Below are 16,098 nucleotides of genomic sequence, written 5' to 3'. Positions count from 1 at the left end.
CTATTCGCCGTGAAATTTATACTTTACGTTCTTGTACAGTGGTCTTTTCAGCAGAGATTGCCTCAGGTTCGACTTGTACTGCTAAGGGAAGATGGCGGCCAATCAGGGCCCGGTACAAAAATGCGCCGACCAATGCACCAACAACGGGGGCAAAGACAGGCACTAAGAAGTAAGGGATATCTTTACCCCCCGTTAGCGCTAAATGTCCCCATCCCGCTAAATCGGCAAACAGTTTAGGACCGAAGTCACGCGCAGGGTTTAGGGCAAAACCGGTCAGCGGGCCAAAGGCGGCACCAATGGCAGCGACCAGTAAACCGATTAATAGAGGAGCTAAAGGTCCGCGAGGTATACCGTTACCGTCATCGGTCAGGCCCATGATGACACCCATTAATACCGCAGTAATCGTCATTTCAATTAAGAACGCTTGGGCAATAGAGAGATGTGCATCGGGGTAGGTTGAGAAGATCCCTGCCATCGGTAAGCTATCTAAGGTGCCGCGAACGATATGATGCGTTTGTTCGTAGTCAATAAAGAGGCTTTGGTATAGACCGTACACTAAGGCAGCCGAACAGAAAGCGCCAGCCGTCTGTGCGAAGATATAAGGGAAAAGCTTACGGGCCTCGAAGTTGCCAAACACACATAATGCAATGCTGACCGCCGGGTTAAGGTGAGCGCCTGACACGCCTGCGCTGACGTAAGCACCCATCGCCACGGCAAGACCCCAGACAATACTGATTTCCCATTGGCCAAAATTTGCACCGGCCAATTTCAGCGCAGAGACACAACCGACGCCAAAAAAGATAATTAAGCCAGTACCTATAAATTCTGCAATACACTGACCAGTGAGCGTGTTGGTTGATTTACTCATAGCGTATTCCTTGACGGAGAGAGAGACAGTATTTGAGTTTTACAAAATACTCAAATGTATTTTTCTTGTGAATTTATCGTTAACGAAAAAAAACGCAAAATACCGCACGCTAAATATGTGTACTTGGTCAAAAAAAATGCGCGTTTTCGCATATTCTCTTTTTCTTTTGGCGTTTTGAAGGCGAAAAAAATGGGCAGACTACTCTTGAAATGGTTTCCCCTCTGGACTTGCACCGCTGCCCTCCATACAATCGGACTATCAGCGCGGCTTTATAATGTATCATTGCGATATATTGAAGGATGCGGTTTTCAACGCCTGGCGTTAATTGGAGATAGTAACAATGTCATTTGAAATGTTTGAGAAATTGGAAGCGAAAGTACAGCAGGCGATTGACACCATTACCCTGCTACAAATGGAAATTGAAGAATTAAAAGAGCAAAACAGTGCGCTTAAGCAAGATGCTCAACAAGCGGTCGGTAATCACGAGTCACTCACCCGTGAAAATCAACAGCTAAAAGAAGAGCAAACGCAGTGGCAAGAGCGTTTACGTGCTCTGCTAGGTAAGATGGAAGAAGTATAAGAAAACGGGCGGGCAGTATCACTGTCCGCCGTTACGACCATTACTCGTCTTCGGTTAATGCTGTATCAGAGAGGATGATCCCAGTGTTATCGGCATAGACATAATCACCGGAGAAAAAGGTGACGCCGCCGAAATTGACACGAATATCGCTTTCGCCTATACCGTCTCCTGAGGCACCTGCTGGAATAGCGGCGATGGCTTGGATACCGATATCTAACTCTGCAAGTTCATCGACTTGGCGCACAGAGCCATAAAGAATAATCCCTTCCCAATGGTTACTCACTGCTAACTGAGCAAGTTGCGCATCCACCAACCCACGTCTTACTGAGCCACCACCATCTACAAGTAAAACTTTCCCTGAGCCATCTTCTTCAAGCAGATCGTAGAGCAGCCCATTATCTTCGAAACATTTTACTGTTGTGATCTGTCCACCAAACGAGGTACGGCCCCCAAAGTTAGAGAAAAGGGGTTCAACCACGTTAACTTCTTCATGGTAGATATCACAGAGTTCGGAAGTATCATATTTCATAGTCGTTTCATCTGGTTGCCAGAGGTAGACTAAGTATATCTCTTTCTCGGTGTGGCGGCAAAGTTCTTGGGGAGGGTCGGGCGTAAGCAGGGCGTTACCCAAAGCATATCGCTCTGGGTAACGGGACGGGTTAGAGAATGAAGCGGCTTAGATCTTCATCTGCAACGAGTACATCTAAGTGCTTGCTGACGTAGTCCGCATCAATCGTAACGGTCTCGCCAGAGCGATCGCTGGCCTCGAAGGAGATATCTTCTACCAGCTTCTCCAGTACGGTATAGAGGCGACGCGCACCGATATTTTCGGTAGTTTCGTTGACCTGCCATGCCGCTTCGGCAATACGTCGGATTCCGTCGTCGGTGAAATCGATATTCACACCCTCGGTTTCCATCAATGCCTTGTACTGCACCGTTACGGAGGCTGTCGGTTCAGTCAGAATACGCTCGAAATCATTCACCGTTAGGGCTTGTAATTCGACACGAATCGGCAGACGCCCTTGTAATTCAGGGATCAGGTCAGACGGGCTCGCCACTTGGAAGGCACCGGATGCGATAAACAGGATATGGTCAGTTTTCACCGTACCGTGTTTAGTCGAAACCGTACACCCCTCAACCAACGGTAGCAGGTCACGTTGTACCCCTTCACGAGACACGTCTGGACCTGAAGATTGTCCGCCACGCTTACAAATTTTATCGATTTCATCGATAAAGACGATGCCGTGCTGCTCGACCGCCTCGATAGCTTGTTGCTTAAGCTCTTCTGGATTGACGAGGCGTGCAGCCTCTTCCTCAATCAGCAATTTCATGGCGTCTTTGATTTTCAGCTTGCGCGATTTCTGCTTCTGGTTATCCATGTTTTGGAACATAGATTGAAGCTGATTCGTCATCTCTTCCATACCTGGAGGTGCCATGATTTCGACATCCATCGGCGACGCGGCTAAGTCAATCTCGATTTCTTTATCGTCCAGCTGTCCTTCGCGTAGTTTTTTACGGAAAGATTGGCGGGTCGATGACTCTTCTTGAGAACTTTCAGATTGTCCCCAGTTATTTTTTGCAGGGGGGATCAGGACATCGAGAACACGGTCTTCAGCATGTTCAACTGCACGCGCTTTGTTCTTCTCGATCGCCTGCGAACGTACCATTTTTACCGCTGCTTCAGTTAAGTCGCGGATAATGGAGTCGACTTCTTTACCGACGTAACCCACTTCGGTGAATTTCGTCGCTTCTACTTTAATGAACGGTGCATTAGCAAGCTTAGCGAGGCGGCGGGCAATCTCTGTTTTACCCACACCCGTTGGACCAATCATTAAGATATTTTTCGGTGTGACTTCATGGCGCAGCTCATCGTTAAGCTGCATACGACGCCAACGGTTACGGAGTGCGATCGAAACCGCGCGTTTAGCATTATCTTGGCCAATAATGAACCGATTCAGTTCACTGACGATTTCGCGAGGAGTCATTTCAGACATAACTTACTCCTTATCCCCTGAGTTGAGTTCTTCGATCGTGAGATTGTGGTTGGTATAAATACAGATATCACCGGCGATTTCTAACGCTTTTTCGGTAATCTCACGAGCATCTAATTCTGTGTTTTCGAGCATCGCCCGCGCTGCTGCTTGGGCATAAGGGCCACCTGAACCAATAGCAATCAGGTCGTTTTCTGGTTGGATAACGTCGCCATTACCGCTGATAATCAGTGAGGCATTCTCATCCGCGACAGCGAGAAGCGCTTCTAGACGACGTAGCATACGATCCGTTCGCCAATCTTTAGCCAGCTCAACGGCAGCTTTCACCAAGTGGCCTTGGTGCATTTCAAGCTTACGCTCAAAAAGTTCAAAAAGTGTGAAGGCATCTGCGGTGCCTCCCGCAAAACCAGCGATGACTTTATCGTTATAAAGACGACGGACTTTTTTCACGTTGCCTTTCATTACAGTGTTACCGAGCGTTGCCTGGCCGTCACCGCCAATGACGACTTTACCGTTACGTCGTATGCTTACTATCGTTGTCACGGGCTGCCCCTTAATCTCTTGAAATAAAAACTCCGCGACAAAGCGCGGAGTCACTTACCAGAGCATATGGGGGTGGGTTTATGACTTTCAACCCCCTACAGAGAGAGTTATACAGTTTGTATGTCCAGAATTTTTTAACTGTTTAACCACGGAATCGATTTTTGAGCGCTGAGTGTAAGGGCCAATAACCACCCGATTCCAGCCGCCACCTGTGGTTACACGGCTTTCAAATCCTTCAAATGCGAGCTTCGCGCGCGTCGACTCTGCTTGGGTTGCACCTTTAAACGATCCACATTGAATTAACCAATGTTTGGACGATGCCTCGGTTGCGGCGGGAGGTGAGGCAGGCGTTGCCGGAGCCACTTTCTCAGGTTGCGGCTGACTTGGCTTAGCCGCGGTGATCGGTGCACTGTGCTGCTGTTGCTGAATTTGACGCTCTAATTGTTGACGCTGCTTCTGCTGTTCGCGGTATGCCTGTTGTTGGCGATCAAGCTCAATCTTTTTTTGCTGTTCAGCATAGGCTTTTTGTTGGCGTTCATGTTGTAGCTGTATTTGTCGATTCTGCTCTTGAAGCGCTTTATTGGCAGCTTGAGCGGGGTGAGACTGGTTAAGCTGCTGCTGCTGCGAAATAAATTGCTGCTCTTGCTGTTGATACTTACGTTGTAGCGCGGCATTTTGCTGCTGCTGGCGAATAGTTTGCTGTTGCTGTTCAGGCGTTTGCTGGTTCCATGGAACTTCGCTCAGTTGCGTAGGTTGCTGGCGCATGTCTTCAGCCATTTGTGCTAATAGCTGGCGCTGCTCATCGGTAAGCTGTGTCGGCGATTTTACCTCGCCACCCGCGCTAGGTTCGACTGGGCTAGGTACCGTTATTTGGCGGTTCTCTAACTCTTTTATATATTTCCAGCGCTCTTCAGGTTTAGGAGGCAGTCCATTGGTGGTTGTCTTATGAGGGGCGGCTTCTTTTTCTGCTTGTTTCTTATGGTGAGCAAGCAGTGCTAATACACCGATAAAAAGCACTAAAGCTGCTGCAGCAATAACAACAATTACCTTAGAAATACCAGTATTCGCCTTAGAGTTTTTACGTCGGCTATTATTTTTTTTTCGTTGCGTCGTTGATGAACGTCCGCGTCCTACATAGTCTTTTTGTGCCACACCGGTACCGATATTATTTAAGCCAGCTGAAAGGCAAGATTGCCTGAAGAATTGATTAATAACAATTACCACTATGTTACTTAACCGAATGAAGTTTGACCAGTAAACTCTAGTTGAGATTTTTATTATTTGGAGTGAAATTTTTCGGTAATGGAGCCTAGCGCGTAGACTGCCGTAAAATAAGTTCAGTTTCCAACAGATAGGACCGATTAATAAGTGGTTTTCCTTCCATAAGCGTTATTAATAAAGAAATTGCGGCTTCACCTTGAGCGACTCTCGGTTGTGCAACGGTCGTGAGCGGTGGGTCGGCATATTGACTCTCTTCAATATCATCAAACCCAATGACAGAGAGCTGCCTTGGTATCACAATACCGAGTTGTTTAGCACGATACATCACCCCGAGCGCCATTCTATCGTTGTGGCAAAAAATGGCATCGGGCGGTGGAGTCAGGGTCAAAAGGTGTCCGGCAGCGGCTATCCCTGATTTGAACGTGAAATCACCCCGAGTAATAAAGTAGGGATTCAAGGTAAGGTTATGCCGTTGTAATGCTTGCAGATAGCCTTGTCGTCGGTATTGGCAAATAGCTAAGTCTTCAGGTCCGGTGACACAGGCAATACGGTGGTGGCCGCGTTGAATAAGATAATTAACGGCGTTGAAGGCGGCGCTTAAATTATCAATGTGCAAAGTGGGGGCACCATGATCGGAAGAGTATTCATTAATTACCACACTGGGCAGTGAAGGGGGACGGTCAAGAGATGAGGGGGAAAGCCCCACATAGAGTAGACCATCGTAGTCATCGGGTAAGCCTCTCGTTTCGGGGAGACAACGATTGATCGATTGATGGGCGCAGTCGACCAGAGTGATTAAGCAGTGTTGTTGGCTTGCTTGCATCTCGATACCACGGATGATCTCGCTGTAAAAACTGTCGGTGACATCGGCAATAATCACTAGAACCTTACGCCAACGAGGGGTTATCCCACGCGGAAAAAGGGGGGCGGTTGAATAACCTAAGGTTATCGCAGCGGATTCGACACGTTGCCGAGTGGTCGGTGAGACTTTTTCCGGTGCAGTAAACACACGCGATACCGTTGCGGTCGAGACGCCCGCTGCTAAGGCTACCGCTTTCATGGTTGCTGAGGAGGGATTTGGAGTAGTTTTCAATGGATAACGCCTCAATGAATAAGATTCTATGTCAATCAGTTGCTGAGTCGTGTTATGTCAGCCCTCGAATAAAAGAGAGCGTAACAAAGCCAACTAACTAATTGTTATTCATCGATTAATTTTAAGAGTTACTTCACAACCTTTAGTGCTTAGCTGTCTGTTGGGTCGATATCCAAAGACCATTTAACCTTTTTATCGCCAGCCAACGTACCCACCAGCAGCAAGCTCTGCGAAAGGAGTTTTTGTAACCGTCCCCGCGAGGGGCTTTGAATGACGAGTTGCCAACGCCAACGTCCTTGACGTTTAGCATGCAGGGCGGGGACCGGACCGATAATCCAACATTCCTCATCTTTTAATGGACTTGATTCGATGAGGTTACGTAACTGCTGTAAGAAACGCTCCGTTTGGTCGCTATCTTGATGTTCGGCACGAAAGATAGCTTGGCTAGAATAAGGCGGCAGTTGTAATTGTTGCCGGAGGGCGAGCGTTTCAGTAGCGAACTGAAAATAGCCTTTACTGAGTAAGGTTTGCAGGAGAGGATGCTCCGGTTGATGAGTTTGCAGCAACACTTCACCTTGTTTACCCGCGCGCCCAGCTCGGCCAGCCACTTGCACATAAAGTTGTGCGAAATGCTCAGTTGCCCGGAAATCTGCGGAAAATAGTGCTCCATCGACATCCAACAATGCCACTAAGGTCACATCGGGGAAGTGATGGCCTTTGGCGAGCATCTGTGTCCCAATCAGAATTCGCGGCCCACCTTGATGAATTTGCTCAAGATGCTGTTCAAGCATCCCTTTTCTACGCGTGGTATCACGGTCAATACGGGTCAGAGGCGTATCAGGAAATAATTGCTGTAAGTGTTCTTCAAGTTGTTCGGTCCCTAACCCTGCGGGCATAAGATGAGAGGAGCCACATTCAGGGCATTGCCAGGGGATTGGCCGCTGACTGTCACAATGGTGACAGCGCAGGCTACGTTGCTGCTGATGGTAAGTATAGTAGTGGTCACAACGTTGGCACTCCGCTAACCATCCGCAGTCGTGACAGAGTAATGCTGGCGCGTATCCACGTCGGTTAAGAAAGAGTAGCGCTTGATTACCGGCTTGAAGATGGGCATGAATGCGTCTAATCAGTTGTGGTGATAACCCCGATTGTAGGGTTACCGATTTGAGATCAATAAGCTGCTGCTGAGCGGTGGTTGCATTACCCGCTCGCCGAGTTAGGTTGAGCTGACGGTACTTGCCGACGCGGACATTATGCAAGGTTTCCAAGGCAGGCGTAGCTGAGCCAAGGATGACCGGTATCTTTTCTTTATTGGCCCGAAAGACGGCGAGATCACGAGCATGATAGCGCCAGCCATCTTGTTGCTTATAAGAGCTATCGTGTTCTTCATCGACAATGATTACACCGGGTCGGGCTAAGGGCGTAAAAATGGCTGAGCGGGTACCAATGATAATTGCTGCTTCACCCGTTTTACTTTTCAGCCACACACTGAGACGCTCGCTATCATTCAGCCCAGAGTGGAGAACTTCGACGGGCGCCTGAAAGCGTTCCCGAAAGCGGGCGATAGTTTGCGGGGTTAGCCCTATTTCTGGGACTAAGACGAGGGCTTGTTTCCCTTGTGCAAGAATATTTTCGATAACGCTGAGGTATACCTCAGTTTTCCCAGAACCTGTAATGCCTGCCAATAGCCATGGGCTAAATTGCTGAGTCGTACTATGAATCGCCCCGACCGCGGTGGCTTGCTCGGTGGTTAATTTAAGTCGGTCACCGAGAACGCGAAACTGAGGACGCCAATCGTCGAGTGATTCAGCAAGCTCATAGAGATCGCTCCACCCTTTTTTACGCAGCGCTTGGAACGTACTTTCTGGTAAGTCGTGGTCAGCGACCGCTGATCGTAATAATCCACCTTGTCGTAGGAGCATGACTGCTTGGCGCTGTTTCTCCGAACGCTTAATCTCACTTGGGTCGATAACGCGCCCCATATCGGTGAGTCGCCATTCATACTCAATTGCTTTGCGCGCTTCTTTTCCTTGACGAAGGTGAGAGGGGATAGCGTGAAACAGAATTTCACCCAGAGGGTAATGATAATAACCGCTTGACCAAGTCAATAACGCCCAAAGACTGGGCGTAAAAAGGCTCTCGGTATCGAGAATTTCATCAATAGGCTTAAGTTGTTCGGCACTGAGGTCACTGCTCGCACTGTGTGTTACCACGATTCCTATCATCTTACGGCGACCGAAATTTACGCGGACACGACACCCTATTTGGGGGACCTGCGCAGGGTCTGCAGTGTAGTCATACAGTTTGGGGAGAGGAACCGGTAAAGCTACCTTAATGATGGTCATGCATTACTCATACTCAGTGAACCGAAACGGCAAGTGTACCGCTGATCGTGAAGTGTTTGAAATCGTCATTTGCATGTTGTTGTCTATTTTCTGTATAATATGGGCCTTCGTTAGACAGCGGTCTTATTACGCGACGAAGACATACACTTATATTATTGTTCAATCGCGTGTGGTGCTGTGCAAGCTAAGCTTGGCACGGAGAGCGACACGGCCTTCTACTGAGGTTATCCCATGAAAAAAGGTATTCATCCAGAATATAACAACGTTACCATTTCTTGCTCTTGCGGTAACGTAATCGAAACGCGTTCAACCCTGCGTCAGCCTTTAAACTTAGACGTATGCGGTAACTGCCACCCATTCTACACCGGTAAGCAACGTGTTGTAGACACTGGTGGTCGTGTTGATCGCTTCAACAAGCGTTTCAGCATCCCAAGCTCTAAATAAGTTTCTTGATCAGTGGGGGTCTTCCCCGCTGTATAAAAAACCCGGCAAATGCCGGGTTTTTTTATGGGGGTAAAAAGCGTTTCGCTAGTAGTCCCAAGTATCGGGATCAATGCCCATCTCTCGCATAATTAATTTTGCCGTTTCAGGGATCTCATCACTTCTTTCTTTTCGCAAATCGTTATCATCTGGCAAAGGCTGGCCAGTAAAGGCATGTAGAAAAGCTTCGCACAATAGCTCGCTGTTGGTCGCGTGACGTAAATTATTAACCTGCCGACGCGTTCTCTCATCCGTTAAGATTTTCAATACTTTTAGCGGGATAGAAACAGTGATTTTCTTTACTTGCTCACTTTTTTTGCCATGTTCAGCATAAGGGCTGATATATTCGGCATTCCACTCAGCCATGGGGTACCTTATTAATAAATGTTAATTACTTGAATTCAGCTTATTATGCCAGATATCGCAGATAAAACTGGATTTATTGGTCCAAGGGCCGTCAAAAGCAACTATTCTCTTCTAAGACCGGACATTATGGTCTGATTTTACCTCTTATCTACCTATTGCTCAATCTACACGCAAATCTATTTGGATGTCTAGATGTGTTGACGTCTATTTTCTGCAAGGATATGCTAAGGATCACTTTATGACTCTTGGTTACTTCCCTATGACACAATTCAAGCAGGCAACAATTGCGGTACGCAGTGGATTAAATGAAGATCACCAATATGGCTGCGTCGTTCCTCCCATCCATCTTTCGACCACCTATAACTTCACGGATTACAATCAACCTCGGGCGCACGATTATTCTCGTCGTGGTAATCCCTCGCGGGATGTTGTCCAACAAGCCTTAGCGGAATTAGAGGGGGGTGCTGGTGCGGTGATGACGAATACCGGTATGTCAGCCATTATGCTTGTGACCACCGTGTTTCTAAAACCCGGCGACTGGCTGATTGCACCGCATGACTGTTATGGGGGAAGTTATCGACTGTTTGATAGCTTACAAAAACGCGGCGCCTTTAATGTGAAGTTTATTGATCAAGGCGATCCGCAAGCCGTAGAAGAGGCCTTAACGTTAAATCCTAAGCTTTTCTTAATCGAAAGCCCGAGTAATCCTCTGTTAAGGGTAGTCGATATTGAAGCGCTATGCCGAGCGGCCCGTGCAGTTGGCGCAGTGACCGTTGTCGATAATACGTTTCTAAGCCCGGCACTGCAAAACCCTCTTCAACTCGGCGCTGATTTGGTCGTACACTCTTGTACGAAATACCTTAATGGACACTCAGATATTGTGGCCGGTACCGTTATTGCTAAAGACCCTCAAGTAGCCACTGAATTGGCGTGGTGGGCGAATAATATTGGTGTAACCGGTTCAGCGTTTGATAGTTATCTCTTATTAAGAGGTATGCGGACACTTTCTCTGCGGACGAAAGCTGCACAAGAGAATGCGCTGGCAATTGTTGAGTATCTGAAAAATCAGCCTCTAGTGAGTAAGCTCTACCATCCCTCACTTCCAGAGAATCAAGGTCATGAGTTTGCTTGCCGCCAGCAACGTGGATTTGGTGCCATGCTGAGTTTTGAGTTGGCTGGGGATGAACAGACGGTACGCCAATTCTTTAAATCGCTAAAACTCTTTACCCTTGCGGAATCATTAGGCGGTGTCGAGAGCTTAATTTCACATACTGCAACGATGACACATGCTGGAATGTCGGCAGAAGCTAGAGCCGCCGCAGGGATTTCTGATACCTTGCTGCGCGTTTCGGTAGGAATTGAGGATCATAACGATCTGATCGCTGATCTTGACCAAGCGTTCCAACGTCTTACCCAGGAGTAATTATGGTCGGCGGTATAGATCTGAAAAGTGAAGTGATACGACAGCTGCATAAGTTTGGGGGTAGCAGCCTTGCTGATCGACGCTGTTACTTACGCGTTGCAGAAATCATGGCCGAATACAGTCACGTGGGTGACATTATGGTGGTTTCGGCTGCGGGGAGTACAACGAATCAGCTGATTAATTGGTATCGCCTGAGTCAAACTGATCGGCTATCCGCCTTCCAAGTCCAACAGCATTTACGGCGCTATCAACTAGAGCTGGTGGAGAGTTTACTGCCCGAGGCGTTAGCTGAGCCGATTGCTCAGCAATTTATCGCGGATGTCGATCATTTATCTATCCTTTTAGATGGAGAGGGCAGCGATGCGTTATATGCCAAAGTGGTCGGGCACGGGGAGATTTGGTCAGCTCGGTTGATGAGTGCTGTGCTTAATCATTCCGGAATCGATGCACAGTGGATTGATGCGCGCACATTCTTACGAGCAGAACGCTCCGGGCAACCGCAAGTGGATGAAGGCGAATCTTATCCGCTATTGCAAACTATCTTGGCACAGTATCCACACAAGCGATTGGTTATCACGGGTTTTATCTCTGCGAACCGCGCAGGTGAAACCGTTTTACTCGGACGCAATGGATCAGATTACTCAGCGACTCAAATAGGCGCGTTGGCCGGTGTTAAGCGTGTCACGATTTGGAGCGATGTTGCCGGAGTCTTTAGCGCCGACCCAAGAATTGTCTCGGATGCTTGCTTACTACCTTTATTACGCCTTGATGAAGCCGCCGAACTCGCACGCCTTGCGGCTCCGGTACTGCATACTCGTACGTTACAGCCTGTGGCGACGAGCCATATTGATCTGCAATTACGGTGCAGTTATCAACCTGAGGTGGGTTCAACCCGTATTGAACGAGTATTAGCTTCGGGAACCGGTGCGAGGATTGTCACCAGTCATGAAGATGTCTGCTTGATCGAAATACAGATTGGACCACGTCACGATTTCACTCAATTATTGAAAGAGGTCGACCAATTCTTAATTCGTACCCAGCTTCGGCCTTTAGCGCGTGGTGTCCACAGTGACCGCCAATTACTGCAGCTTTGCTATACCTCTGAATTAGTTGAAAGCGCGCTTTCTCAGCTTCAAGCATCAGGCTTACCTATTAGCCTACGCTTACGAGAAGGGCGGGTGCTGGTGGCAATGGTGGGGGCAGGGGTTACGCAAAACCCACTTCACTGCCACCGTTTTTGGCAACAGATTAAAGACCTACCCGTGGAGTTTGTTTGGCAATCGGATGAGAAGCTGAGTTTAGTTGCTGTGTTACGTAAAACGGCGCTTCCCCCGATAGTTCAGGGGTTACACCAATCCTTGTTTAGAGCTGAAAAGCGTGTAGGTATCGTACTGTTTGGTAAGGGAAACATTGGCTCTCGCTGGTTAGAACTCTTTTCTCGCGAACAAGAGAACCTTTCTGACCGTACTGCGATGGATTTTGTATTAGCCGGTATTGCAAACAGTCGACGAAGTCTACTCAGCTATGAAGGGCTTAATGCCGCAGAGAGTTTGGCAAATTTCGAACGAGATGCGACAGCTTTAGATGAAGAATCGCTCTTTCTCTGGATGCGTGATCACCCATTCGATGATTTAGTTGTGCTCGATGTCACCGCTAATGAAGCGCTAGCCGAGCAGTATTTAGATTTTGCGAGCTACGGTTTTCACGTGATCAGCGCTAATAAAGTGGCTGGGGCCTCCTCCAACCAGCGTTGGCGACAACTCCGTGATGCGTTCGATAAGACTGGACGTTATTGGTTAACGAACGCAACAGTCGGCGCAGGCTTACCTATTAATTATACGGTAAGGGATTTACGTAATTCGGGAGATAAGATTCTGTCGATTAGTGGTATTTTTTCCGGCACCCTCTCTTGGCTATTTTTACAGTACGATGGATCGATTCCTTTTAGCGAGTTAGTCGATCAAGCGTGGCAGCAGGGACTTACTGAACCTGATCCACGAGTCGACCTCTCCGGAATCGATGTTATGCGTAAATTGGTAATCCTTGCGCGAGAAGCGGGGTCGGATATTGAGCCTCACCAAGTGAAGGTCGAGTCCTTAGTACCAGAGGCTTGCCGTGAAAATACGATGGATTACTTTTTCGAAAATAGCGAAGCCTTAGATGAGCAGATCCAGCAGCGTTTCGATGCCGCTCAAGAGCTAGGTTTGGTCTTACGCTATGTCGCTCGCTTTGATACGCGGGGTAAAGCCAAGGTTGGTTTAGAAGCACTGCGTCCAGATCACCCGCTTGCCGCACTTTTGCCGGGCGATAATGTTTTTGCAATTGAGAGCCGATGGTATCGGGATAATCCCTTGGTGATACGTGGACCGGGAGCAGGGCGGGATGTAACCGCTGGGGCGCTACTCTCGGATCTAAATCGACTAGCCAAGCTAATTTAAGTCAAAAAAAAAGCACCTGATGAGGTGCTTTTTTTGGGCCTTGGTGATCTAGCCTGTGTTACGCATGCCTGCCGCAACGCCAGCTATAGTGACCATTAATGCTTGTTCAACATTAGGGTCTGTCGGTAGATTGTTTGCTTCAGCTTGACGAGCGCGATGCAACAATTCGGCCTGTAGTACGTTAAGTGGATCGGTATAGACATTGCGTAACGCAATGGATTCAGCAATCCATGGGTGGTCAGCCATTAAGTGTGCATCATTAGCGATAGTTAACACGGTTTTAATATCTTCTGCGAGTTGTTCGCGCAGCTGCTTTCCTAAGGACCAAAGGGTTGGGTCCACTAAGCGTTGGTCATAATATTCAGCGAGCCAAAGATCGGCTTTGGCAAATACCATTTCCAACATACCGATACGTGTTGAGAAGAAAGGCCAATTACGACACATCTCTTCTAGATTCTTCTGTTGACCCTGATCAATCGCATTGTTTAATGCCGCGCCAGCACCCAACCATGCAGGGAGCATTAAGCGATTCTGCGTCCAGGCAAAAATCCAAGGAATGGCGCGTAATGACTCAACGCCATCGGTCGGACGGCGTTTCGCTGGGCGAGATCCCAAAGGTAATTTACCCAGTTCTTGCTCTGGCGTAGCGGAGCGGAAATAAGGCACAAAATCCTTATTTTCACGGATATACCCGCGATACATATCACAGGAGTCTGCCGAGAGTTGTTTCATCACCTCGCGCCATTCCGCTTTAGGCTCTGGCGGTGGAAGCAGGTTCGCTTCCAGAATTGCACTGGTATAGAGAGTCAAACTTGCAATCGTGATTTCTGGCAAACCATATTTGAAGCGGATCATCTCGCCTTGTTCGGTGACACGAAGCCCACCTTTCAAGCTACCAGGCGGTTGTGACAGTAAGGCAGCATGGGCGGGTGCGCCACCACGTCCAATTGAACCACCGCGGCCGTGGAACAGAGTTAAGGCGATTCCGGCTTTGTTACAGGTCTTAATCAGTGCATCTTGGGCTTGATACTGTGCCCAAGAGGCAGCCATTACGCCGGCATCTTTAGCGGAATCGGAATAGCCGATCATGACCATCTGTTTGCCTTGAATAAAGCCACGATACCAATCAATACTGAGTAATTGCGTCATAACGCTATCAGCGTTATTCAAGTCATCCAGTGTTTCAAACAACGGCGCAACAGGAAGCGCATAACGGATGCCCGCTTCTTTAAGAAGAAGATGTACGGCTAATACATCGGAAGGCGTTTTCGCCATAGAGATGACGTAGGCCGCAATCGAGCCTTGTGGAACTTCAGCCGCGACTTGGCAGGTATCCAGAACTTCTTGGGTTGCTTCACTCGGCTGCCAATGACGAGGTAGCAGCGGACGAGGAGAAGAGAGCTCGCGAATTAAGAAGGCTTGTTTATCAGCTTCTGACCAACTTTCATAATCTCCCAGCCCTAAGTAGCCGGTAATTTCGGAGATGGCTTCGGTGTGGCGAGTGCTCTCTTGGCGTAAATCAATACGCACCAGTGGCACACCAAAACACTTAACACGGCGTAAGGTATCGAGAAGATGGCCATTGGCAATAATCCCCATTCCACTTTTTTGTAGCGACTCGTAGAGTGCATACAGAGGGGTCCAAAGTTGTTCGTTACTGACGATGATGTCTTTGGGCGGGGTGGTCTCTTCACCTTTTAAGCGTAATTCTAGATAGTTTTGAGTAGAAATAAGTTGTGTTCTTAACCGCTTAAGGACAAAGCGGTAAGGTTCTTGAATATCTGGGTCCTGACACATCGCCTTAACGACGTCGTCGCAGTTCGACATAGATAGCTCAGAAATGAGCACCGTCATATCTTTTATGAAGAGATCCGCGGCTTTCCAACGGCTCAGACGGATTGCCTGGCGGGTGACTGTCGCGGTGACGTTAGGGTTACCATCGCGATCCCCCCCCATCCAAGAGGTAAATTTTACCGGTACGAAATCCACTGGCAGTGTGATACCAAAGGTGGCATGAACCTGTTCATTGAGTTCACGTAAAAAAGCAGGAACACCTTCCCATAAACTATTTTCAACGACCGCAAATCCCCATTTTGCTTCATCGATAGGGGTTGGCCGTTGTTTACGTATTTCATCGGTGTACCACGCTTGCTCCACGAGCTGGCGGAGACGACGCATAATTTTCGACGTTTCGTACTCGGTTAAGTCATTATGGTCGAGACGTTCAAGACAGTTGTTCACTTCGACCAGTTTATGAATCAGCGTCCGGCGGGTAATTTCGGTCGGGTGCGCTGTGAGAACCAGCTCAATTGAAAGTTCTTCAATAGCCTGACAAATATCTTTTTCAGAAATATTTTCGATTTTTTTCAAGCGCTGGAAGGTGGCTTGTAGCACTTCCGGCGGACTTTCACCTGGAGATTGGTGTGAAACCGTTTGATACTGCTCTGCAACGTTGGTTAAGTTGAGAAACTGGCTGAAAGCTCGGGCAACAGGGAGCAACTCATCGTTCGACAAATTCTGTAAAGTGGTAAGCAAGGCTTCACGATCTTCCTCGCTGCCAGAACGTGAACTTTTCGATAATTTTCTAATGGATTCCACACGCTCTAAGATTTCATCGCCTAGGGCGTTTTTAATCGTATCGCCAAGAAGTTTTCCAAGCATACTCACGTTACTACGCATAGCTGAATATTGTTCGTTCATGTGACGCGTTAACCCCTTAGCTGTTGTCTGCCCATCAATTATTGTTATTG

13 protein-coding genes are annotated in these 16,098 nt (G+C 48.1%); 4 read left to right on the top strand and 9 right to left on the bottom strand.

Features of this window, described 5'->3' with window-relative positions; all coding sequences use genetic code 11:
• Nucleotides 1–16: 16 nt before the first annotated feature.
• On the bottom strand, nucleotides 17–868 hold the full coding sequence (locus tag HGT71_RS09440) for an MIP/aquaporin family protein (protein ID WP_214217555.1): 852 nt from the start codon (nucleotides 866–868) through the stop codon (nucleotides 17–19).
• Nucleotides 869–1,208: 340 nt separating this feature from the next.
• Between HGT71_RS09440 and zapB the strand changes: the two genes are divergently transcribed.
• Nucleotides 1,209–1,448, top strand: coding sequence for a cell division protein ZapB (zapB, locus tag HGT71_RS09435; protein ID WP_048912981.1), 240 nt, complete (start codon nucleotides 1,209–1,211; stop codon nucleotides 1,446–1,448).
• A gap of 40 nt (nucleotides 1,449–1,488) precedes the next feature.
• Here the strand turns inward: zapB and rraA are convergent, their stop codons facing one another.
• From rraA to priA, 6 genes are all read right to left on the bottom strand, one after another.
• Complete coding sequence (gene rraA, locus HGT71_RS09430; protein ID WP_214217554.1) at nucleotides 1,489–1,977, bottom strand: ribonuclease E activity regulator RraA; 489 nt, start codon at nucleotides 1,975–1,977, stop codon at nucleotides 1,489–1,491.
• Between the two features lie 130 nt (nucleotides 1,978–2,107).
• A complete protein-coding gene (gene hslU / locus HGT71_RS09425; protein WP_214217553.1) occupies nucleotides 2,108–3,442 on the bottom strand; it encodes an ATP-dependent protease ATPase subunit HslU in 1,335 nt (444 codons plus the stop codon).
• 3 nt (nucleotides 3,443–3,445) lie between these two features.
• On the bottom strand, nucleotides 3,446–3,982 hold the full coding sequence (gene hslV, locus HGT71_RS09420) for an ATP-dependent protease subunit HslV (protein WP_048912993.1): 537 nt from the start codon (nucleotides 3,980–3,982) through the stop codon (nucleotides 3,446–3,448).
• An 87-nt stretch (nucleotides 3,983–4,069) separates the two neighbouring features.
• Nucleotides 4,070–5,134, bottom strand: coding sequence for a cell division protein FtsN (gene ftsN / locus HGT71_RS09415; RefSeq protein WP_214217690.1), 1,065 nt, complete (start codon nucleotides 5,132–5,134; stop codon nucleotides 4,070–4,072).
• 157 nt (nucleotides 5,135–5,291) lie between these two features.
• Nucleotides 5,292–6,296 (bottom strand): substrate-binding domain-containing protein, encoded by a 1,005-nt coding sequence (locus tag HGT71_RS09410; RefSeq protein WP_244986478.1) that lies wholly within the window; start codon nucleotides 6,294–6,296, stop codon nucleotides 5,292–5,294.
• 149 nt (nucleotides 6,297–6,445) lie between these two features.
• A complete protein-coding gene (priA, locus tag HGT71_RS09405) occupies nucleotides 6,446–8,641 on the bottom strand; it encodes a primosomal protein N' (RefSeq protein WP_214217552.1) in 2,196 nt (731 codons plus the stop codon).
• Between the two features lie 231 nt (nucleotides 8,642–8,872).
• Between priA and rpmE the strand changes: the two genes are divergently transcribed.
• On the top strand, nucleotides 8,873–9,085 hold the full coding sequence (gene rpmE / locus HGT71_RS09400) for a 50S ribosomal protein L31 (RefSeq protein WP_062814690.1): 213 nt from the start codon (nucleotides 8,873–8,875) through the stop codon (nucleotides 9,083–9,085).
• Nucleotides 9,086–9,169: 84 nt separating this feature from the next.
• Here the strand turns inward: rpmE and metJ are convergent, their stop codons facing one another.
• Nucleotides 9,170–9,487, bottom strand: coding sequence for a met regulon transcriptional regulator MetJ (gene metJ, locus HGT71_RS09395; RefSeq protein WP_048912975.1), 318 nt, complete (start codon nucleotides 9,485–9,487; stop codon nucleotides 9,170–9,172).
• 259 nt (nucleotides 9,488–9,746) lie between these two features.
• On the opposite strand from metJ, the gene metB reads away from it, so the two are divergent.
• Together metB and HGT71_RS09385 are read left to right on the top strand one after the other, a co-directional pair.
• Nucleotides 9,747–10,910 (top strand): cystathionine gamma-synthase, encoded by a 1,164-nt coding sequence (gene metB / locus HGT71_RS09390; RefSeq protein WP_099824892.1) that lies wholly within the window; start codon nucleotides 9,747–9,749, stop codon nucleotides 10,908–10,910.
• A 2-nt stretch (nucleotides 10,911–10,912) separates the two neighbouring features.
• Nucleotides 10,913–13,348: a bifunctional aspartate kinase/homoserine dehydrogenase II gene (locus HGT71_RS09385; RefSeq protein WP_214217551.1), complete on the top strand. Its 2,436-nt coding sequence runs from the start codon at nucleotides 10,913–10,915 to the stop codon at nucleotides 13,346–13,348.
• A 48-nt stretch (nucleotides 13,349–13,396) separates the two neighbouring features.
• On the opposite strand, the gene ppc is transcribed toward HGT71_RS09385, so the two are convergent.
• Complete coding sequence (ppc, locus tag HGT71_RS09380) at nucleotides 13,397–16,048, bottom strand: phosphoenolpyruvate carboxylase (protein ID WP_214217550.1); 2,652 nt, start codon at nucleotides 16,046–16,048, stop codon at nucleotides 13,397–13,399.
• Nucleotides 16,049–16,098: the final 50 nt, after the last annotated feature.

The organism is Rosenbergiella epipactidis (assembly GCF_018494055.1).
GTDB lineage: Bacteria > Pseudomonadota > Gammaproteobacteria > Enterobacterales > Enterobacteriaceae > Rosenbergiella > Rosenbergiella epipactidis.
This window is presented reverse-complemented; position numbering and strand designations above follow the sequence as displayed.